Source organism: Bacteroidota bacterium (genome assembly GCA_013696965.1).
Classification (GTDB): Bacteria; Bacteroidota; Bacteroidia; order JACCXN01; family JACCXN01; genus JACCXN01.
In genome coordinates this window covers 1-23029 of sequence record JACCXN010000020.1, presented here as the reverse complement: position 1 = coordinate 23029, position 23029 = coordinate 1, and the positions used below count along the sequence as shown (strand labels likewise).

The window sequence follows — 23029 nt, the reverse complement described above, 5'->3', positions numbered from 1 at the left end:
GCAGCAATTGGCACGGGCAAATTTTATAACATTATTTATGCTGATCCTAAATAGGAAACCAGTATAGTTTTGGCTTCTGATTTTCTCATAGTCATTAAGTAACCGGATACATTTACAATTATCGGGTCTCCCATGGGTGCAATTCTTTCCAGTGTGATTGATTCACCAGGAAGGCAACCCATTTCCAAAAATTTAAGAGAAAGAAAATCATCGGAAAATTCTTCAATAACAGCAGATTCACCTATTTTGAGATCAGAAAGCTTACGCCAATTGTTCATTTTATTTAGATTAATTCTTAATAAGGCAAAAGTAAGCAATTATTATATACAATTCTTATTGTTGCTTAACAAATTGCTCCATTTTGGACAATCATTGCAACGATTCTTTTTCCTTAACAAAGAACAACCCGAAGATAAGGTTATTAAAGCTGCAAGAACAAGTAAAAAACAGCGTTTATATATCTTTTGTAAAATCATGTTTTATTGAAAAAGGTAAAAGTAACAAGGGCATAATTAGTAAAAAAGTTAATCGTTATTTTTATTTTAACACAACGTATTGTTAGAATAGATATTTTTAAATTTTTTTAATCCCCAATGAATTAAGATATTTGAGCAATTGTTGAATATTTTTTAAATGAAGCTATTTTTTCACGTAGGCAGGTATTATCATTTAATTTGGAGAGCTTTCAGTAAACCTGAAAATTTTAAGGTTTATTGGTGGCAAACCCTTAAAGAAATTGATTCCCTGGGAATTGGATCTTTTAGTATTGTGGCCATTATTTCCATTTTTATGGGCGCAGTAATTACAATTCAGTCTGCGGTTGGTTTCGATAATCCCTGGATTCCTTTATATGCAGTGGGTTTTGCCGCCAGGGATTCCATAATCCTTGAGTTTTCCCCTACAATAGTAAGTTTGATATTAGCAGGAAAGGTTGGCTCTAATATCGCCTCTGAAATAGGAACAATGAGAGTTACAGAGCAAATTGACGCCCTTGAAATTATGGGTATTAATTCCTCTGGTTATTTAATACTGCCTAAAATTTTAGCCGCTGTTTTTATTAATCCATTTCTTATAATATTGAGTATGTTCCTTGGTATTTTTGGAGGATGGGTTTTTGGTGTACTTACCGGAGTAGTTAGCTCCTATGAATATATTTATGGAATCCAGTACCAGTTTAAGCCTTATCACATTAATTATGCTTTAATAAAAACTGTTGTATTTGCATTTATCATTACTTCTGTTTCTGCTTACCATGGTTATTTCACAAGAGGTGGAGCTTTGGAAGTGGGTGTTTCCAGTACAAAAGCCGTAGTTTACAGCAGCATTGTTATATTGCTGTTCAACTTCCTCATTACACAAATTTTGCTTGTATGATAGAGGTTAAAAATCTAATAAAATCGTTCAATGGCACTCCAGTGCTTAAGAATATCAATATTCAATTTATAAAAGGAAATGTTAATGTAATTATTGGTCAGAGCGGATCAGGCAAAACAGTTTTGTTGAAATGCCTGGTAGGATTGCATGATGTTGATCAAGGGAATGTGCTTTTTGAGGGCAGCGATTTTCTGAACATGCCTTTAAATGAAAAAAAAGAAATAAGGAAAGAACTGGGAATGCTCTTTCAGGGCGGGGCTCTTTTTGATTATATGACTGTTGAGGAGAATGTAAAATTTCCCCTTTCAATGTTCACCACTATGACTATTGCCGAACAGCAGGACAGGGCGGATTTTTGCCTGGAAAGAGTAAATCTGATAAATTCAAAGAAATTGTTTCCCGCTGAATTAAGCGGTGGGATGCAAAAAAGAGTTGCTATTGCCAGGGCAATTTCAATGAATCCAAAATACCTTTTCTGCGATGAACCTAATTCCGGCCTCGACCCAACTACTGCAATTATTATAGATAATTTAATAGCAGAACTCACCCAGGAATACAACATGACCACCATTGTAATTACCCATGATATGAATTCAGTTATTGAAATTGGGGATTACATAAATTTCCTGTATAAAGGAGAAATTTGGTGGAAAGGAAATAAAGAAGATATTCTGCACACGGATAATTTGGAAATAAATGATTTTGTTTATGCTTCCAAGTTCATGAAAAAACTTAAAGAAGGCGGAAGAATTTAATTTATATCATTTAAGCAAAAAAAAACCGGAAAATTTTCCGGTTTTTTTTTGCTTAATTAGTTACCTGGTTTTTTATTTGATAACAATCATTTTTTTTGTGGTATTCTTGTCTCCTGCGGTTAAAGTATAATAATAAACTCCACCGGAAAGAGAAGCAGTATTTAAATTGATAGTATGGCTTCCAGGTGATTTGGGTCCATCATTTACATTTAATACTTCTCTACCTGTCATGTTATATACTTTAAGTTTCACATTTGCAAAATCCTTTATTACATAAGAAATTGCTGTGTGATCCTGTGCGGGGTTTGGTTGGTTCTGAAAAAGTTTAATTCCAGAATCTGTTTTTGAAGTTTCATTAATTCCTACATCACTAAATGCAACATTAAGTCTTATCCAGGGAGTACTGCTATTCCATCCCCAGGAATTGGCAAAGAAGGTGCGGGAAACCAACCAGCCGTTATGGTAGGTTGTAATATCATTCCTGGTAAAAACATATTTACTTGTTGCAACATCTATCCCATAAACCTGAATAGCAACTAAAACTGTTTTCCCTGAGTCAATCATGTCCACAATGCCATTTTTGTCTTTAAATTCAAGACTAACCCATTTGCCTTTACTGGTAGTATCAAGGACATCATAGATTTCAGTTTCCATAAGCTGATTTTTTACAGTATCTGCAATATGATCGTAACTGAACACCCTGCCGATAATAGCTGTTTCATTAGCTGTATTAGCATGAATAAACACACTCATGGAGGTTAACTCTGCTAAAGAAGTTATTTCATAAAGAACACCAATCATTGCTGCATCTACATTTCCCCCCACATAACTACTTGGCCCCACTTGTGAATTACCAAGTCCGTTGTCTCTTGCAAATACAGTATCGCTAATTGCGAAATTTAATGTTCTAACATTATTTGAGGGAACTTCATCAATTTCAGTCTGAAGGGTATTGAAAACAGCTGTATACGCACCGGTTTTTAAAGGTGTGAATGTGTCTGGACTTATAATTTCCAAAGTATCTCTTTGCAGGGTATTCAATATTTTCCCTATATTGGTTTTGTTGTATTCAATTCCGCCTGTTGAATCACTTATTTCAACATTCAGTTTCACATCATTTTGAACCGCGTTGCCATTATTAAAAACTGCCCCGTAAAATGAAGCAGGGCTAACATTGCCAATTGGGGTTTGATGATAATATCCTGACCTTCCTGCCAAATCGATATAAGGACGTTCAAGTACCATATCATTTTCCGGTGCCTCCGTAAGTAAAACATCATCAATCATCCAATAATAATGGCTTGCTCCAGTTTTATGAAATCTTAGTTTAACGTTGGCTTGATTTCCTGCAACAGCAGAAATGTTAATTGATTTTGTTAAAGCATTTGTTGTAGGAGTATTAGCATTAATTTGATCCCTTAAATTAAAAGTAGTCCATGTACTTCCTCCATCATTGCTTACCTCTAGCTCCAAAACTATATTTGCATTTGAACAGCAATATCTGAAAGCATGCTGAAAAGTTAGAATTACACCAGGATAATCAGAAAAATTAATTATGGGGCTTTCAAGGTATGCATTAACAACGTTTGAATTTGTCCCCATTGAGCCAGGAAGTTGACCCGATCCAAACCAAGATTGAGGAGTATTGGCAGAATCTCCATCCAATATCATATAACCATTGTCTTTTGAAGTAGAATTCAAGGTTCCAATAGTTGTTGAATATTGACCTCGAGGAGGCAATGTGGTATGTTTCCAATTGCAAAAGGCAGCTACAGCATTTGCTGTCCACGCCCCATTGGTTCCTGCCAGCCCATTCCTGAAATCATCGTAATAAATGGTGTCAAACATTGCCCTTGATGCATTTATCGTTTCTGTCAGTTTTACTGGTTTTTCTTCTAATTCAGCCAGTTCTGGTAGAAGGTTCTTGGTAAACAAGTGATAGTTTGTAACACGCTGGGCGTAAGTTGAAATACTGATTATTCCAAATACGAGTAATAAGTATGTTTTTTTCATGTTTCATAATTAGGTTAAGATATAAATATAAGGATAAAAATAATTCACTTCATCTATGTTTGACTATGTGATTTAAAATCAGGAAGTTTGCAAAAATGCGAAAAGTTAAAAGAGGTACGATGGACTGATGCCTTATCAATTTTTTAGGAGTTTTTTCAATAGTCATTAAAGCTTTGGAAAATTGTTTTCCATGAAATTTATTTTAATTTGATGGATTAATAAGAATTCATTTTTTTCTTAATTTAGGTGAACAACACAAAATAGAAAAGAAAATAGCAGTTTGTTATTCTTATTTTTGCCTGATGAAAGTGATAAAATTTTAAAGTCCTTAAAAAAAAATGAAATTAAGCCTTGCTTGTTCTCCCTGCCCAAATGATACATTTATTTTTGACGCTATGCTGCATCAAAAGATAGATACCCATGGATTAAGTTTCGACCTGGAAATGGCCGATGTGGAAAAGCTGAATAAGAAAGCATTTAATGGGGATACAGATATTATTAAACTCAGTTTTCATGCCTTTGCATTTTTAACTGAAAAATATGAATTGCTTGATTCAGGAAGTGCTTTGGGAAATAATTGCGGTCCTATACTTATTTCAAAAGAGCCGGGTAAAGAACTTTCTTTTTTTAAAAATAAAAAAATAGCCATTCCCGGAAAATTAACCACAGCTAATTTTTTGCTTAACCTTGCACTGGAAGATGCGGAAAATAAAATTGAAATGCTTTTTTCTGAAATTGAAGATGCTGTTATAAATGGCAGCGTGGATGCAGGATTAATTATTCATGAGAGTAGGTTTACCTATCTTCAAAAAGGATTACATAAGGTAATTGATTTGGGAGAGTATTGGGAGTCTTTATCAGGCGCGCCAATTCCACTTGGGGGAATAGCAGTAAAAAGAAGTCTGCCACATGAAATTAAACATAAAATAAACAAGGTTTTAAAACAAAGTGTTTCCTATGCAATGGCAAATCCTTTATCCGGGTATGATTTCATTAAATTTAATGCGCAGGAAATAAACGAAAAAGTAATTTATGACCATATTAATCTGTATGTAAATAAATTTTCTTTAAATTTAGGAATTGAAGGGAAAAAAGCAATTGAACTCTTATTTGACAAAGCCAAAGAAAAAAATATTATTCCAGTTATTTCAAATAATTTATTTTTAACATAAATGATAGTAATTACAGGAGCTGCAGGTTTTATTGCAAGTTGCTTATTAAGCAGGTTAAATAAGGAAGGATTTAAAGATATTGTAATTGCTGATGATTTTAGCAATCCGGAAAAGAGTCTTAATTATTCCAACAATAATTATTTGCTTAAAGTGGATAGGATGGTTTTGAATAGTTGGCTTGAGGATAACCATAGTAAAATAAAATTTGTATTTCACCTTGGAGCACGCACCAATACAACGGAATTAGATAAAAATATTTTCGATTCATTGAATGTTAATTACAGCAAAGACTTGTGGAATTTGTGTACTAAATACCATATTCCCTTTGTTTATGCATCTTCAGCAGCTACTTATGGGCTAGGTGAATTTGGTTATGATGACAGCCATGAAATTGTATCGGCCTTAAAGCCTCTTAATCCTTATGGAGAATCTAAAAATGATTTCGACAAGTGGGTTTTAGAACAACATATAACCCCTCCATTTTGGGCAGGAATGAAATTTTTCAATGTGTATGGCCCCAATGAATATCATAAAGGCAGAATGGCCTCGGTTATAATGCACGCTTTTAATCAAATTAATGAGTCAGGAAAAGTTAAACTTTTTCGTTCCCATAACCCAGACTATACGGATGGTGGGCAGCTAAGGGATTTCATTTATGTAAAAGATCTTGTTGACATATGTTTATTCCTGATGAATTTTCGTCCCTGGTGTGGCTTGTATAATGTGGGAACAGGCAAAGAAAGAAGTTTTCTGGACCTTGTTAAAGCCACCTTTGCAGCACTTAAAAAGGAGCCGGAAATCGAATTTGTTGATACACCTTTGGATATTAGAGATAAATATCAATATTTTACAAAAGCGAATATGGCAAAATTAGCTGCTGCGGGATACCATCAACCCTTTACATCACTTGAAGAGGGAATTGAAGATTATGTATCCAATTATCTAAAAGAAGGAAAATATTATTAATCTGAGTTCGATTTAAAAAACACTGCAAGAGTAGCTGAAAGCTACCTGAATTTTCGGTCGTAGTTAAAAACTACGCCCAGCGGTAAAAATTGATTTTTTTTAAAAATGAAAAAAAAGACTTTTGCTTTTCTGCCAGCGACTAAGGTAGCACTAGCGCTTGGCGTAGTTTTCAACTACGCCCAATTGCCGTGTAGCTTTCAGCTACACTTGCAGAAATTAAATTAGCTTTTAAAGGGCTGAAAGAGATTAGTTGCAAATAAAGCAAATTACAATTCCTTCTTTACATCAAGCAAGAAAAGCTTTACTTTATTTAAACTTTTGATAATTTCAATTGAGTCAACCGTATCTTTTTGATTTTCTTTTAATTTTGTTTTTGCCCCTTGCAGGGTAAAGCCTCTTTCTTTTACCAGATGGAAAATAACGTGAAAATTGGAAATGTCAGTATTGGTAAAAAGCCTGTTTCCTTTGTTGTTTTTATGGGGCTTTATTATTTCAAATTCTTTTTCCCAAAACCTTATTAAGGAAGTGTTAACCTTGAACATTTCTGAAACCTCACCAATAGTATAATATAATTTTTCAATTTCTTTTTCTATGTACGGCATTGGCTTTAATCAAAGGATTGGTTAGACTGTGTTGATATTTCAATAATATGATGGAATTCTTCAGGTGTAAGATCATTGAAGAAGAAGTTAATTGGATTTATTTTTTGTCCGTTTTTTATAACCTCATAATGTACGTGGGGGGCTGTGGATGTACCGGTACTGCCTACATAGCCAATAACATCACCGCGTTTTACTTTTTGCCTTGGCTTTACAGCGAAGGTACTCATGTGTGCGTATAAAGTTTGATATCCATAGCCATGATCAATAACAACATTGTTGCCATATCCTCTGCTTTCACTGTCAGCGCTAACTATCACTCCGTTTCCGGTAGCATAAATTTCAGTTCCTGTGGGAGCCGAAAAGTCAAGTCCTGTATGTAAATGCTGAATTTTGTAAATCGGATGGGTACGATAGCCAAAACCAGATGCAAGCCTTCTAAGATCTTTATTTGAAATAGGTTGAATGGCTGGAATGGAGGCAAGCATTTCAGTTTTGTTTTTTGCCATTTTAAAAACATCATCAAAGGACTTACTTTGGATGTATAATTGTTTGGATATTTTATCCAGTTTTTTCGATGCTTCAATAATTAAATCAGCATTTGTATATCCTTCTAAATCAACATATCTATTTACTCCTCCAAATCCTGCTTTTCGAATATTATCAGAAATTGGTTCAGCCTCAAAAATTACACGGTATACATTGTCATCCCTGTGTTGAATGTCTTCTAAAACAGAGGAAATAAGAGCGATTCTTTTATTTAACAATTCATATTGAAGCAGCAATTGCTTGTTATCGCGCTCTAGTTTTTTTTCTTTAGGAGAATCAAGGAATTTATATGCAAAAAGAATTACAACGGTAGAAAAAACAAGTCCAGTTGCTAAATAGGAAAATAATTTAAGCAGAAGGTCTTTGGTGCTTAAATTTGCCCTTTGATAAGTGAGTGATTTGGTATCGAAACGGTACTTGATTTTCGACATTTTCTTTGGTACTTTTAATTAATTTTGCTTTTCCTGTTATTTACAGTGCACTGTTTGTGCCTATTTTTATTGGAGCAGAGCCAAAGTTAATTAAAAAATCTATTTTTGCAACCGAATTTAATAGTGTTTTCAAGCGTTTTATAGAAAGAAAAAGATAAAAATGGATTCAAATCAGATAAGAAAGTCATTTCTGGAGTTCTTTAAAAGTAAAGAGCATAATATAGTAGCATCTGCCCCAATGGTGGTAAAAAACGACCCCACTTTGATGTTTACAAATGCAGGAATGAACCAGTTTAAGGACTTGTTTTTAGGAAATGCACCAATAAAATTTCCACGTGTTGCTGATACTCAAAAATGCCTTAGGGTTTCAGGGAAACACAATGATCTGGAAGAAGTTGGGGTAGATACCTACCATCACACCATGTTTGAGATGTTAGGAAACTGGTCTTTTGGTGATTATTTTAAAAAGGAAGCAATTGACTGGGCCTGGGAGCTATTAACCGAGGTTTATAAAATATCCAAAGACAATATCTATATCACTGTTTTTGAAGGAAGCAAAGAGGATGGGCTGCCTTTCGATCAGGATGCTTATGATTTTTGGAAAAAACATATTTCCCCGGAAAGAATTATTAATGGCAGTAAAAAGGATAACTTTTGGGAAATGGGCGATACTGGGCCTTGTGGGCCTTGTTCGGAAATCCATGTTGATATTAGAGATGAAGCTCAAAAAAGACTCATTGATGGAAAAACTTTAGTTAACAATGACCATCCCCAGGTTATAGAAATATGGAACCTGGTTTTTATGGAATTTAACAGGAAAGCGGATAATTCCCTGGAAAAACTTCCTGCAAAGCATGTAGATACAGGGATGGGTTTTGAAAGGCTTTGCATGGTAATACAAGGAAAAAAATCAAATTACGATACCGATGTTTTTCAGGATTACATTAAATTCTTATCCGCTAAATCAGGAATTAATTATTCAAGTAGTGATGCAAAACCGGATGTTGCTATGCGTGTTATTGCCGATCATTTACGTGCTATTGCTTTTGCCATCGCTGATGGGCAGCTTCCTTCCAATACAGGTGCCGGATATGTTATCCGAAGGATATTAAGAAGGGCTGTTAGATATGGATATAGTTTTTTGGATTTTAAAGAACCATTTATTTTTGAGCTTACTGATATTTTAAGTGAAAAAATGGGTGTTGAATTTCCGGAGCTTATTTCTCAGAGGGCATTAATAAAAAAGGTGATCCAGGAAGAGGAAATTTCATTTCTAAGAACACTCGATAAAGGTATTGTCAGGTTCCAAGAATACATATCTAAAACACCCGGAAATATTGATGGTCAATTTGCTTTCGAATTATACGATACTTATGGGTTTCCAGTTGATTTAACCCAGCTACTTGCCAGAGAAAATAAGGTGCAAGTGGAAATGGAAGAATTCAATCAGGCACTTCAAAAGCAAAAAGACCGATCCAGAGCTGCAACAAGCATGGACACAGGTGATTGGATAGAATTAAAACCAGGAAGGGAAACTCAATTTGTGGGTTATGAGTTGTTGAATTCCCCTGTTGAAATACTCAGATACCGCACAGTGAAATCAAAAGGGAAAGAACAATACCAATTGGTGCTAAATCAAACTCCTTTTTATTCTGAAAGTGGTGGACAGATTGGCGATACTGGAATACTCAAAAGAACAGAGGACAATACAACCATCAATATTGTTGACACTAAAAAAGAGAATGGTGTAATTGTTCATTATGCAGAAAAAATGCCTGAAAATTTATTGGGCTCTTTCCAGGCTGTTGTTGATAAAAAGAAAAGAACTCTTATTGAAAACAATCATTCGGCTACCCATCTTTTACATGCGGCATTAAGAAAGGTAATAGGGACCCATGTTGAGCAAAAAGGTTCATTGGTAAATGAAGAAAACTTAAGGTTTGATTTCTCTCATTTTTCTAAAGTAACGGATGAACAAATAGCTGAAATTGAAAAGATTGTTAATGAAAAGATTAGGGATAATATAGCCTTGAACGTACAAGTTGTGCCAATTGATAAAGCAAGGGAAATGGGAGCTATGGCTCTTTTTGGCGAAAAATATGGCGATACAGTGCGTGTGGTTACTTTTGACAAAGATTATTCCATTGAACTTTGTGGTGGTACTCATGTTTCTGCAACAGGGCAAATAGGTTTGTTTAAAATTGTTTCAGAAGGTGCAGTGGCTGCAGGAATCAGGAGAATTGAAGCCCTTACAGCAGATAAAGCAGAAGCTCTTATAAATTCAGAATTATCTCTGCTTAATAATCTAAGGGATGTTTTGAAAACGAATGATGTTTTAAAAAGCACTGAAAACCTCATACAGCAAAATGCTGATTTAACTGCCCAGATAGAAGTTCTGATAAGGGAAAAAATAAAAGCCCTGAAAACTGAATTGAAAAACAAAATCCAGTTAATAAATGGTGTAAATTCCATAATAGAAACTGTGGATATTGATTCAGCTGATGCCATTAAGGATCTTGCTTTTCAATTAAGAGGCGAGGTGGAAAATTTGTTTTTTGTAGCAGGTTCAATTATTAAAGGCAAACCAAACATTACAGTTATGATTGCTGATAATTTAGTAAAGGAAAAAGGATTTAATGCAGGCTCCATAATTCGTGAACTTGCTAAAGAAATACAAGGGGGAGGAGGAGGACAGGCTTTTTATGCAACGGCTGGAGGAAACAATCCTGCAGGAATAAATTCTGCTCTTGAAAAGGCTGGGAAAATATTAGTTTAGGGAAAAGAAAGCCTTTTAAGAGAGCGTTAACCAAAAAACATATAAGCAATAAAAATAGCAGCAGTAATACCGGCAAAATCAGCAATTAAGCCACAGGTAACTGCATAACGACTTTTTCGGATTCCTACTGAGCCAAAGTAAACGGCTAAAGTATAAAAGGTAGTTTCTGTAGAACCTTGAAAAACCGAAGCTAGCTTTCCTGCAAAGGAATCAGCACCATGGGTCGCCATGGTTTCCACCATCATTCCTCTGGCACCACTTCCGCTTAAAGGTTTCATAAATGCGGTTGGCAAAGCATCAACAAATCGTGTGTCCAGGCCTGTCAAACTTACCAGGGCTGCAATAGAATCTACCAGGAAATCAAGCGCGCCTGATGCCCTAAAAACGCCAATAGCCACAAGCATACCAACAAGATATGGAATAATTTTAACTGCGATATTAAAACCATCCTTGGCCCCATCAATAAATGTTTCAAAAACATTAATCTTTTTTCTGGCAGCCATTGTTAAAAAACCGGTGATTATTAAAAAAAGTAACAGGTTGCCTACAATTCCTGATGCTCTTCCAACATCCTCTGCAGGAAGCGTACTGAAATACCAGATAATTATTCCAATAACAACTGTGATTGATCCTATATAACTTATTACAACTGCATTAAAAAGATTTATTTTTTGATAAATAGCAACAGCAATTAAACCGGCAAGGGTGGAAAAATAAGTAGCAAGCAAAATAGGCAAAAAAACATCAGAAGGATTGGCGGCCCCTCCTGCTGCCCTTAGGGCCATTACACTAACAGGAATTACAGTTAATCCGGAGGTGTTGAGCACAAGGAACATTATTTGGGCATTCGAAGCAGTATCTTTTTGGGGGTTTATTTCCTGCAATTCGTTCATAGCCTTTAAACCAAGGGGAGTGGCAGCATTGTCAAGACCAAGCATGTTTGCAGAAAAATTCATCAGCATTGAACCTCCTGCCGGATGATTTTCCGGTAGTTCCGGAAACAATTTTCTGAAAAAGGGAGAAATAAATCTGGATAGAATATGAATTGCTCCACCAGCCTCACCTATGCGCATTATTCCCAACCAAAGAGTCATTACTCCTATTAGGAAAATGGAAATTGTAACTCCTGTTTCTGCCATTTTAAATGTGCTTTCAACAATAGCGGTAAATACTTGTTCATCTGCTTTGTCAAAAATAATTCCTGTGATTTCAGCAATGTTCTCACGGTAATAATACCCCAGTAGTCTTACTAAAGCTACAACAAATGCAATTAGGAAAAAGCCAAGCCAGATGTAATTGAGTGCCATATATAGTAGTGGATTAGCCCTTGTAATTTTAAATTAAATTCAATGTTTTAATTCTGATACAAATATTATGATTTTTTATGACTTTGAATATTTAAAATAAGGTTCATAAACTAAAGCAGATTAGGTATTAATCTTAAAAAATTTCCTATTAGTATTCTTCCGTTTTCTGGTGAAACTTCAGGATGGAATTGTACACCATAAATATTTTTGTGGGTATGTCTCATGGCTTCCACTTGGTATTCCCTGGATTTAGCTATATGAACAAAATTTTCCGGTAAGCTAATGCCTTCAGTATGATCTTGAAGAAATACAGGATTTTCAGGTATGTTTTCGAAAAGAGCATCTTTAATCAGAACTTCAATTTTTACTGATTTCCTAACAGGATTTCCCAGGAATACTGAGGCTCCAAAATGCAATCCTATTATTTGGTGGCCAAAACAAATACCAAGCACAGGAAATTCTTCATTGTTAAGGAAATGGAATTTTTCGATCAACGCGCGGGTTTCAACTTTTGACAGTAATACAGGAGAACCGCTTACTATAACTGCTTTGGCTTCATCCGGGAATTTGGAAGGGATATGGTCTATGGAAATCACCTTTACCTGATACCCAAATTCTTCCACCACATGCACTATTGCAGGTGTTTTTTTACTTCCACAATCTATAATATAAATCATTTGTAAATATAAAAAAAAGTCGCTCTTAAATAGGAACGACTTTTTTATAATGATTTTAGTGAAACTCAGAATGAGTTTATAGGGGCAATTACTTAAGGATAACTACTCTTTCATAAACTTAGTTTTTAAAACTTCATTATTTGTTATAAGAGTAACGAAATAAATTCCTCTTGTTAAATTACTTGTATCTATTTTAACTGTATTCATCCCCTTTTGTGAAATTGCCTTTTTGGTTAAAACTAAACGTCCAGTTGCATCCATTATATTTAAAACCACTTCATCCGTTTGGTAACCATGAAAAGAAACATTGGCAGTGTTTGCCACAGGGTTTGGAAAAACAGTAAATATTTCATCATCTTTAGTAGATTCTACAGCCACTATATCGGAATATTCAAATTTTCCGTCAAAGTCTGTTTGTTTTAAACGGTAATAGGTTGTTCCATTATAAGGGTTGTGATCATACTGGTCATATTTTATAAGATCCCTGCTGTTTCCTGAACCATCAATAATAGCCATTTCTTCAAAATTGTTTGAATCATCAGATTTTTCAATTGTGAAATAATCATTGTTGATTTCAGAAGCAGTTATCCATTCTAAAATATTAGCCTTTCCTTGGTTTTTACCTGTAAAACTTAATAATTGAATAGGAAGAGGAGTTAAAGCCTGCGCTATACCAAATACTGAAAAGCCACTCATGCTATTTCTTTTTACAATAGCAGCAGTTGAACTAGGATCGCAAGTTCCATTCAAGGACCAGGTCCCAGAAGCAATAGAAGGGTTTTTAATAACAGTCCATGCAGCCATTCCTGTGGTATTTGTTGCACTTGTTTGATAAAGAGTCAAATTGTAAATTCCTGTGGCAGCATTTGCATTTGCAGTAATTGTCCAGTATCCATTGTTTTCTGAAGGTTGATCGTAGGTTGTTGCGCATTCTGTTCCTCCCTGGGTAGGTGGAGTAGTTGCCCAAGGATCAAACCTTGCCAGTAAATTGCCTATACTTGTTGAAGCAGTAAAATTAACATTTGCTCTTTGATAACCCTTTGTTGAAAAACCAACAGGGAAGTCATAAGAACCTACCGAAAGTAAAGATCTTCTTAAATTACCCTCAACATAACTACTACTGTTTCCTGTGCTTACTGAAGTGGGTGTTGTATTTGCTACATTCACTTCAAATGCATTTGTAATAATTTTACCAAGAGTTAGGACTAATGTTCCAGAGTTAGCTTTTACATGCATATTGGTTAACAAAGTAAGTCCTGTGCTTGTATGATTCATAATTACATTATTCAAATCAAGTTGAAGAGAACCTTGATTGTAAGTCTGTGCCTGTGATCCATTGAATTCTAAAATTCCGGAAGATCCAGTATTTACATAAGTTGTATTTCCTCTGTTGTTAATAAAATTTCCAGCAATTTTAACATATTCCTCATTTGAATTAAAAATACTTGTGGCATTTGAGGTGGTGAAGTTGCCTCCAATATCAATACTGTTATTCAAAATTACGCTTCCTCCTGTTTTATCAATTACCAAATGGCCTAACTTATTTCCACCTGTTAAACTACCGCTTATGTTATGAATTACAGATCCATTATTAAATCTAATGGTTGAAGTGGGATCACAAATTAATGTTCCATTGTTTGTGAAATTCCCACATACGTTTAGAATTGCATTAGCGCCCAATGTAAGAGTAGAGCCTTGGTTAATGGTTATATCTTTCACATTTTCTGTTCCTGTAATAATCGGCTGAGTTGTGGAGGCTGCTGTTATAACCGCATTTATTCCACAAATTGGATATGTTGCACAACCACCCCAATTAGTAGCATTGGTCCAGGTAGTATTTGCTCCACCAGTCCAATAAACTGTAGGAGGTGCAGTATAATTTACAACACCTGATCCTGAGCTTGTCATGTCAAGGGTAAATCCTTGGGTACTACTTGAGAAATTCTGAATAACTAAATACAAAACATCCCCTGCAGTAACCGAAACCGTAGGCTCAAAAGCCCCATCAAAACATGTGTTATAAGGAGCCGGAGCGTTCCCTCCAGGGGCAACACCAGTTACGCCATAACTATTGTAATTACAAGCCAATAATGCTGTACCACTTGAAGAAGAAATTGTATTGCAATTGGTTGTGGTACCTGATCCTGATATTTTCCAAAGAAGAAAATCGTAATCAGTTTCTGCACCGCAAGAAGCATTTGCCGCATCATTAGGCTTTATAGTAAAGTTGAAATTACCTGTGCTCGAAATATTAACCTGATACCATACGGAATTTTTTTCTCCTCCTGTACAATTCCCTGTTCCAGTAAAATCACAAATATTACCGGTATTGGCATAGCCAGGGTTCCCAATTGTCATTACAGAACTACAAACCACTTGTGGAGAAAGGCAGTCTTGCCCTGGTACTGGTGAGGTTCCGGATGAGCTTCCATTGTCAACAAGTATGGAAAATGTTCCTGTATTATCGTTTCTTCCATCTACTCTTATATAATAAGTAGCTCCTGGAGTTAACCCTGTTGCGTTTATTATTGAATTGGTTCCTGTTGTGCCACTACATCCTGTACCAGGATATTGATTACAGAAAACAAGTGTTAATGAACTACAGGTTCCTGAATACAAAGCAATCTGGTTAGAAGTGATAGTTGAAGGGGTAGCCTCAATATATACAGTACCTGAGGCTGGTGAAACAAATGAATACCAAACGGTATTTAAATTCCCACTTGTCCAGCAGGATGCGGCAGCAGGTTCTCCAGCACCTGAAGTACAGAAATTGGTGCCGCTTGATGCAGCTCCTAAGGCTAATGAAGTAGCATTACAGGGCAAATCATTGGCCACTCCTGATGAAGGGGCTGTAATGTTAAGTGTATAACTTGAAATACAAGCCCCTGATGTACCCCAGCCATCAATAACCAGGTAATAAGTTGTTCCTGAAACAACACTGGTACAAAAGTTTTTTGAGCCTGAACTTGAGGTTTGAACAAATGCAACACAAGAACCAGAAAAAGGGCAACCCTCATAAAGGGTAGCTGAAGTCCAGCTTTGGGTAGAGTTTAAGGTTACCGTTACCTGACCTGAACTTGAGGGAGTAAAAATGTAAACTTTATCTGCATCTCCTAAGTAATAATCGCTTCCACAGGTTATAGCATTGCTGGCTGTAATTTCATTACCCGCTCCGCAGGTGGTTTGCCCTGTTCCATTATAAGGCAAAGAGGCAATGGTTATATTTCCCGAACCCAAATTAGCTGGACATGAAGGAGGTTCAGCAACACAAAGCGTTAAGCTTCCATTTGTAATTGCGCTTGAATAATAAGAATAAACTCTTACAAAATAAGTTTGACCAATTACTAAACCGGAAGCATTAAAAGTGTTTGGATCCGAACATTGAATGGAAGTTAATGAAGCACAGGTGCCTGAATACAATTGCATATAAGCATCAAATCCTGAAGAAGTTGTTAAGGTTAAAGTATGAGCGCTAGCGGTAGCTACAAATTTAAACCAGATATCATCATTTGGGGTTCCAAAGCAAGCTCCTGAGCTTGTTCCAGAAGGAGAAGCGCAACTTACGTTTCCAGAGGAAGTTGAAGCACAAGACCCAAAAGTATTCATGGTTAAGGTAATAGCTCCAGCGCAATCGTCATTGGCTGCACCACTGGAGCAACCTGTTATACAGATATCAAAAGTTGCATTTGCTGTTACACTACCCCAGGAAAAAACCCTGACATAATATGTATTTCCTATTGTTAAACCTGTTACTGTACTGCTGTTGGGATCACTACAAACAAGAGGAGCACCAATACTGGCACATGTGCCACCATAAACCGAATGATATAAATCTGTGGTAGATCCTGCAACATTTGAAATTGTTATGTTTTGTGTTGTTGCTGTGGCAACAAATTTAAACCATACATCATTATTGGCTGTTCCTCCACATGTATTTGCCTGTGAAGATGCAGTTGCTAAGGTAATAGTACCCGATGTATTTGAGCAAGTTGTATTGGAAACAAGGGTTACTGCACCTGTGCACTCATCATTCGCAGGTGGAACTGGAGGTGGAGGGCAAATTACACATGAAAGGGAGGCTTCCCATCCTGTATAAGTAACAGATCCATCAGAAACAAATCTAAAAGTAAGACAACCACTTGTTGAGGTTATTGTTCCGGGTGAATTAGAGCCGCTATATGATCCAATTAGAGTAGAAGAAGTATTGGGTCCATCATAAATTGAAAGAATGTCATAGTTGTTCTCGGTATTAAAAGATGAAAAAGTGACTTGTGTGCAATTGCCAGCATTTGAACAAAATGTTGTTGTGTTATTTTGACTATTGGTATAGCTCCCTCCAGAACCTCCATTATCATAAAAATTACCAGAACAAGTATTTGTTGTTCCTGTTGGCATATTGTAATTTAATACGGGACAAGCAACACATGAAATTGCTGCCGCCCATCCATTATTAATTCCGCTATTGTTTGAGGTGAATTCAAAGGTTAAACAACCATTCGATGAAGTAATTGTCCCTGGGCTAGTTGTTGTGTTAGTGTATGTGCCAAGTAATGTTGAGGTGGTGTTTGGGCCATCATATATTTTTAAAACATCATTGTTAGAAAGTGCAATGGAAGAAAATATTACTCTGACGCAATTCCCCGCATTAGAACAAAAAGTAGTGGTTTTTGATTCATTATTACCATAAGAGCCCGCAGAGCCCCCACTATCATAAAAATTGCCGGAACATGTATTTGTTGTGCCAGCTGGCATATTATAATCCTGAGCAAAACTGGTTAAAAAAAAGAATCCAAAACAAAAAAATAGAAATATTCTCATCATAAAAGTTCTTAAAGTATTTTAAAAAGAAAAAATCTTTTCCCGTAATTAGTATTCTTATTTATACTTGATTTTCTCCTAAAAGACACAAGAAAATAGATATGCCATTCAATAATATTTTGACAACTCTTTTTCACTACCAATAATTTCTTTCCCTGCAAATTTTAATATTTCTTTTATATCTGTCTCCTGCATTTTTTGCTCACTGTAGATAATTATTGTATGTGTAGAAAGAATTACTTTAACATCATAAATTCCTGGACGTGTCTTGAAAATGCTTTCTAAATCCCCTGCATCTGAAGGTGTTTTTAACCCCGTTAAAATGTATTGGAATGTATTCGATTTTTCATGTATAAAACTAGTGCTTGTTTCTTTCAGCTCGTTAGATTGGCTTTTGCATAAATTAGCGATAAGTAAAAAGCAAATTAATAGAGCTGATTTTATGTAAATATTTCCCATCCTTTATTCTTGTATTTAAAAGTTTCCCTAGTACAATAATAGTCTTTTTTGCAAAAAAAACAAAATAAGGCTAGGCTCTTTATAAGGGTAAATAATTGTAAATCGCCTTTAATAATCTGTAATCACCAATAGTACTGCCTAACAGAAAGTATCAATATAAAAAGGTCACTAATTTAATTTGTTTTTTCATTTGGATTTTGATCAAATTCCTGCTTTTATTTGGTAAATAACCAATACATTCAATATTGCATTAAAATTTCAACTATTAAGTTAAGGAATTTATACAGTTTTTTAAAATGCACAACTATTGAATGCTTGCATTTGATTTTTTACGATGTAAATTATATCCCAATGTTATTTCATGGGAACCCCTGGTATGTTTGTTTAATCCGCTCATTGTAATGTCATAGGAGTAACACAAAATGTAAGTTTCTTTAATTCTGAATCCGAAAAAAGGCACAATTGCGTCAGCTTTTCTATATGAAATACCGAAATTGAATTTTTCAAAAGCTTCAAAAGAGGCATTAATATCAATTCCAATTGGTGCGGCACTTACATATCTTATTAGAAAGGATGGTAAAACAGTATAGTTTTCATTCAACTTGAATTTATATCCACCCGTTAAATAATAATGCCTGGCCTGTTGAATTATAAAATAATCCTTGGAGTTTGATATTTTGGTTTGAATTAATTCAGGTATGGATAAGCCTACATAATAATTTTTTCCTGTATAATAAGTTCCAAAACTAAAATTAGGATAATAAGCCTTGAAATCCCCTGTAGTTAGCACATTGTCTGTATTGTTTTGCTGATCAAATTTAAGTTGATTTGTATTTAATTGATGAATCGAGAGCAAGCCGGATAACCCAAAGGATAATTTTGACTCATTGGATAATTTAAGATGATATGCATAAGAGGCACTTATGCCTGTTTGGGAGATTGGCCCGATTTTATCATTAAATAGGAAAGCGCCTATTCCGACTTTTGGGTTCTTCATTGCACTATGAAAACTTAATGTTTGCGAGTTAGGGTTTCCTTCTAACCCGGCCCATTGATTCCGTATTGAAGTTCGAATGGGAGCATAATCCTTATTGCCTGCAATGGCAGGGTTTAATACAAAATCATTTTGCACGTACTGGCTTATAAGAGGTAACTGTTGCGCAGATAAAGTAAAGCAACCCATCAATGAAATGGATACAATAAAACCTATCGTTTTTTTCATATGTATATAATTTATTCGTTTTTAATAATTCCTCTAAGGAACTCATGAATGCTACAGCATTTGTTTTTTAATTGTCATCCCGATTTATCGGGATAGCCATGTTGTATTCATTGCTGTTTGTGCAAAGTTCGCTTCATGGCTATTTCATAATTTTTAATTTATTCGTTTTTTTATTGTTTTCCCTGTTTATCCATATGTCATGTAATAATCAATAGTGTAAGTATGGTTTGATGCATGCTTTATCATAGCAAAAAAATCATATTAATATTAATTAGTGTAACAATGTTAATGAACCTGAAATGGGTTTTTGGCCATTATTTAAATTAATTGTATAAAAGTAAACTCCTCCAGGAAGCTTTTCACCATTTCTAATTCCATCCCAGTCATTTGCATAATTATCTGATGCATATACCTTGTTTCCCCATCTGTTGTATATTTCTACGGAAATTTGAGAATAAATGTCACTGTTGCCAATTACCCATAAATCATGGTTCCCATCGCCATTTGGTGAAAAAGCATTAGGAATGAATAAACAATCTTCAGTTACACTATCTGAAACTAGCACAGCATCCGTTCTTGAGCAATTATTGGCATCTTTGGTAAGAACCGTGTAATCCCCTGCCAATAACTGTGAAATTTGCTTGGTGGTTTGCATATTACTCCACAGATATGTATAGGGTGCAATTCCACCCGATGTTTCAAGAGATATTTCCCCCTTGTTATCACCACAACTAGTATTAACACTGGTTGTGGCATTTAAAAGTGCTAAAGGCTCATGAATAATTACAGATATTGATTGTGAACAACCTCCATTGTCTGTAACGGTTGCTTTATAAGTGCCGGCAGTCAAATTGGAGGCAATAGGAGTTGTTTGAGATAATGAATCATTCCATAAATAAGAGTAAGGAGAAGTTATTCCACCCGGGCCACTTACATTCACAGTAGCTGATCCATTGTTTGCGCCAAAACAAGTAACACTGCTAATATCTACTGTTAGTTCCATAGTGCTAATATTGTCAATTTGAACTCCGGTAGATTTAGAGCAGTTATTGCCATCCATTACAGTTACAGTATAAATTCCTTCTGCTAAGGCATTTGCAGTGGATGTGCTTTGATTAAGTGGATCGTTCCATAAATAGGTGTAAATGCCCGTTCCTCCCAAAGCAAGAACAGTAGCACTTCCATTGTTTTGACCGCATTTACTACTAACTGATGTTACAGTTAAATTAATTGGAGCAGGTTGAGTAATTATAACTTCTGAAGTTTGAACACATCCGTTGTTATCTGTAACGATAACCGTGTAATTGCCCGCAGTCAGAGCACTTGCTGTATTTGTTGTTTGAGATGATGCATCATTCCATAAAAAAGTATAAGGAGCTTGTCCTCCGTTTGCACTTACTGATGCATTTCCATTGCTCGAACCAAAACAGGAAGCATTAAAAGTTGTAGTGATTAAACTAATGTTGGATATGGACATGGAAATAACATTGGAATTAGCCATTGTTGGACTTGCACAGGGAGCATTTGATATTATTTCACAACTTATTATATTTCCATTTGTCAATGTCGAGTTGCTATAAGAAGCAGCGTTTGTACCTACATTTACACCATTCAATTTCCATTGATAAACTGGTGTTGCTCCTCCATTAGTAGGGGTAGCTATAAAGGTAACTGCAGTTCCAAAGCAAACTGCACTTGAAGGTGAGGCTACAATATTTACTGAGGGAACAACATTTGGACTAGCTGTAATAGTTATTGTATTGGAAGTAACAGTGGAGGGGCTTGCACAGGATGCATCTGAAGTCATTTGGCAGACAATAACATCACCATTACTTAAAGATGTATTTGAATAAGTTGCTGAATTTGTACCAACAAATGTTCCGTTTAACGTCCATTGATATAATGGAGAGGCTCCTTGATTAACAGGGCTTGCAGTAAAGGAAACAGAGGTTCCATTACATATTACACCTGTTTGCGAAGAGCTTATGTTTAATGAAGGAACAACACTTGGACTTACTGTAATTGAAATACTATTGGAAAAAACAGTTGTTGGATTTGCACAGGCAGCATTTGATGTTAATTCGCAAGTAATAGTATTCCCGTTGGATAGTGTTGCATTGGTATAAATAGGAGAATTAGATCCAACATTGTTTCCGTTTAATTTCCACTGATAAATTGGAGTGTTGCCTTCGTTTATTCCACTTGCAGTAAAAGTAACCGTGGTTCCCTCACAAATTGTTCCTGTAGGTGATGCTACAATGCTTACAGTTGGAACAGCAGTTGGACTTACGGTTATAGATATAGAATTTGAAGTTGCCATTTGAGGATTCGCACAAGTGGCATTTGAAGTCATTTGGCAAGTAAGTACATCACCATTAAGTAAAGTAGAATTGGTATAAGTACTTGAATTTGTTCCTACATTTGCTCCATTTAGTTTCCATTGGTAATCCGGTGCGGCACCGCCATTAGATGCTAAGGCAGTAAAGGTAACTGAAGTCCCTTCGCAAATTGTCTCTGAGGGTGATGCAGTAATATTTACAGAAGGCACAACGGTTGGGGTTACAGACATGGTCACAGTATTGGAAGTAACATTGGTTGGACTTGCACATGCAGCGTTAGATGTTATTTCACAGCTTATACTATTTCCATTGACAAGGGAAGAATTGAAATATGTTGCAGAGTTAGTACCCACGTTAATTCCGTTTAATTTCCACTGATATATAGGATTAGTTCCACCATTTGAAGAAGTTGCTGTAAATGTAACTGCAGTTCCTTCACATATTGTCTCAGAAGGTGATGCTGCAATACTAACAATAGGAACAACATTAGGAATAACTGTAATGGTAATGGAATTAGAAGTTGCTGCAGTTGGACTAGCGCAGGATAATTCAGAAGTCATAATACAACTTATTACATCCCCGTCATTGAGCATAGAACTAGAATAAGTGCTTGAGTTCGGTCCTACGTTAGATCCGTTTAATAACCATTGATAAGAAGGTACAGACCCCCCATTGGCAGGTGTTGCGGTAAAGCTAAGGGTAGTGCCAGAGCAAAATGACCCCGCTGGTGTTTGAGATATACTAACTGAAGGAGTAATGGATGAAGAAATGGTAATAGTTATGGTATTGGAACTTGCAGTTGCTGGACTTGAACATGTTAAGCTTGAGGTTATTTCACAATGAATTACATCACCACTGACCAATGAAGAATTGGAATAATTTATAGAATTTGTTCCCACATTTGCTCCATTTAATTTCCATTGATAGCCTGGATTTACTCCTCCATTTGTTGGAGTTGCTGTGAAGGTAAGGTTAGTTCCAGCACAAATTTCTCCGGACGGGGACATAGAAATGCTTACAGATGGTGCAACTGTTAATGAAACCGACATAGTAATTACATTAGATGTAACTGTTGCTGGACTGGCACAAACAGCATTCGATGTCATCTCGCAGGAAACAGTATTTCCGTTTATAAGGGTAGCATTGGTATAAGTAGGAGAATTTGTTCCCACATTGGCCCCGTTTAATTTCCATTGATAAACAGGAGTAGTTCCTCCATTTGTTGGAGTTGCTGTAAATGTAACAGAAGTTCCAGCGCAAATTGTGCCTGAAGGTGAACGTGCAATACTTACTGAGGGAGTAACAGTTGGTGTCACCGTCATAGTAATTACATTAGATGCAACTGTTGTTGGACTGGCACAAACAGCATTCGATGTCATCTCGCAGGAAACAGTATTTCCGTTTATAAGGGTAGCATTGGTATAAGTAGGAGAATTTGTTCCCACATTGGCCCCATTTAATTTCCATTGATAAACAGGAGTAGTTCCACCGTTTGTGGGGGTTGCTGTAAATGTAACAGAAGTCCCAGCGCAAATTGCCCCCAAAGGTGATCTAGTAATGCTTACTGAGGGG

General features: G+C 35.7%; 15 protein-coding genes. 5 read left to right on the top strand and 10 right to left on the bottom strand.

The window, feature by feature from the left end; translation table 11 throughout:
* Positions 1–35: 35 nt before the first annotated feature.
* On the bottom strand, positions 36–278 hold the full coding sequence (locus H0V01_03240) for a ferrous iron transport protein A (GenBank protein ID MBA2582385.1): 243 nt from the start codon (positions 276–278) through the stop codon (positions 36–38).
* Between the two features lie 355 nt (positions 279–633).
* Between H0V01_03240 and H0V01_03235 the strand changes: the two genes are divergently transcribed.
* Complete coding sequence (locus H0V01_03235) at positions 634–1374, top strand: ABC transporter permease (protein MBA2582384.1); 741 nt, start codon at positions 634–636, stop codon at positions 1372–1374.
* Entirely contained in the window at positions 1371–2129 is a 759-nt protein-coding gene (locus H0V01_03230) for an ATP-binding cassette domain-containing protein (protein MBA2582383.1), read from the top strand. Before H0V01_03235 ends, H0V01_03230 begins: the two co-directional genes overlap by 4 nt.
* Before the next feature lie 72 nt (positions 2130–2201).
* On the opposite strand, the gene H0V01_03225 is transcribed toward H0V01_03230, so the two are convergent.
* On the bottom strand, positions 2202–4142 hold the full coding sequence (locus H0V01_03225) for a T9SS type A sorting domain-containing protein (protein ID MBA2582382.1): 1941 nt from the start codon (positions 4140–4142) through the stop codon (positions 2202–2204).
* Positions 4143–4480: 338 nt separating this feature from the next.
* Between H0V01_03225 and H0V01_03220 the strand changes: the two genes are divergently transcribed.
* A complete protein-coding gene (locus tag H0V01_03220) occupies positions 4481–5314 on the top strand; it encodes a 1,4-dihydroxy-6-naphthoate synthase (protein MBA2582381.1) in 834 nt (277 codons plus the stop codon).
* A complete protein-coding gene (rfaD, locus tag H0V01_03215) occupies positions 5315–6280 on the top strand; it encodes an ADP-glyceromanno-heptose 6-epimerase (GenBank protein MBA2582380.1) in 966 nt (321 codons plus the stop codon). It abuts the gene before it with no gap.
* Positions 6281–6546: 266 nt separating this feature from the next.
* On the opposite strand, the gene H0V01_03210 is transcribed toward rfaD, so the two are convergent.
* Entirely contained in the window at positions 6547–6882 is a 336-nt protein-coding gene (locus H0V01_03210; protein MBA2582379.1) for a MerR family transcriptional regulator, read from the bottom strand.
* Positions 6883–6887: 5 nt separating this feature from the next.
* Positions 6888–7859: a M23 family metallopeptidase gene (locus H0V01_03205; GenBank protein ID MBA2582378.1), complete on the bottom strand. Its 972-nt coding sequence runs from the start codon at positions 7857–7859 to the stop codon at positions 6888–6890.
* Positions 7860–8019: 160 nt separating this feature from the next.
* Between H0V01_03205 and alaS the strand changes: the two genes are divergently transcribed.
* Positions 8020–10635 carry an alanine--tRNA ligase gene (alaS, locus tag H0V01_03200; GenBank protein MBA2582377.1) on the top strand — a complete coding sequence of 872 codons (2616 nt, stop codon included), beginning with the start codon at positions 8020–8022 and terminating at the stop codon, positions 10633–10635.
* Positions 10636–10661: 26 nt separating this feature from the next.
* On the opposite strand, the gene H0V01_03195 is transcribed toward alaS, so the two are convergent.
* The 6 genes from H0V01_03195 to H0V01_03170 all read right to left on the bottom strand — a co-directional run.
* Entirely contained in the window at positions 10662–11942 is a 1281-nt protein-coding gene (locus H0V01_03195; protein MBA2582376.1) for a spore maturation protein, read from the bottom strand.
* A gap of 110 nt (positions 11943–12052) precedes the next feature.
* Positions 12053–12619, bottom strand: a complete 567-nt coding sequence (locus tag H0V01_03190) for a gamma-glutamyl-gamma-aminobutyrate hydrolase family protein (GenBank protein MBA2582375.1) — start codon at positions 12617–12619, stop codon at positions 12053–12055.
* Between the two features lie 102 nt (positions 12620–12721).
* Positions 12722–17440, bottom strand: coding sequence for a T9SS type A sorting domain-containing protein (locus H0V01_03185; protein MBA2582374.1), 4719 nt, complete (start codon positions 17438–17440; stop codon positions 12722–12724).
* Positions 17441–17545: 105 nt separating this feature from the next.
* Complete coding sequence (locus H0V01_03180) at positions 17546–17896, bottom strand: hypothetical protein (GenBank protein ID MBA2582373.1); 351 nt, start codon at positions 17894–17896, stop codon at positions 17546–17548.
* Between the two features lie 304 nt (positions 17897–18200).
* Positions 18201–19118 (bottom strand): type IX secretion system membrane protein PorP/SprF, encoded by a 918-nt coding sequence (locus tag H0V01_03175; protein ID MBA2582372.1) that lies wholly within the window; start codon positions 19116–19118, stop codon positions 18201–18203.
* Between the two features lie 271 nt (positions 19119–19389).
* Positions 19390–23029: gliding motility-associated C-terminal domain-containing protein (locus H0V01_03170; GenBank protein ID MBA2582371.1), on the bottom strand; the 3640-nt coding region annotated here is incomplete at its 5' end.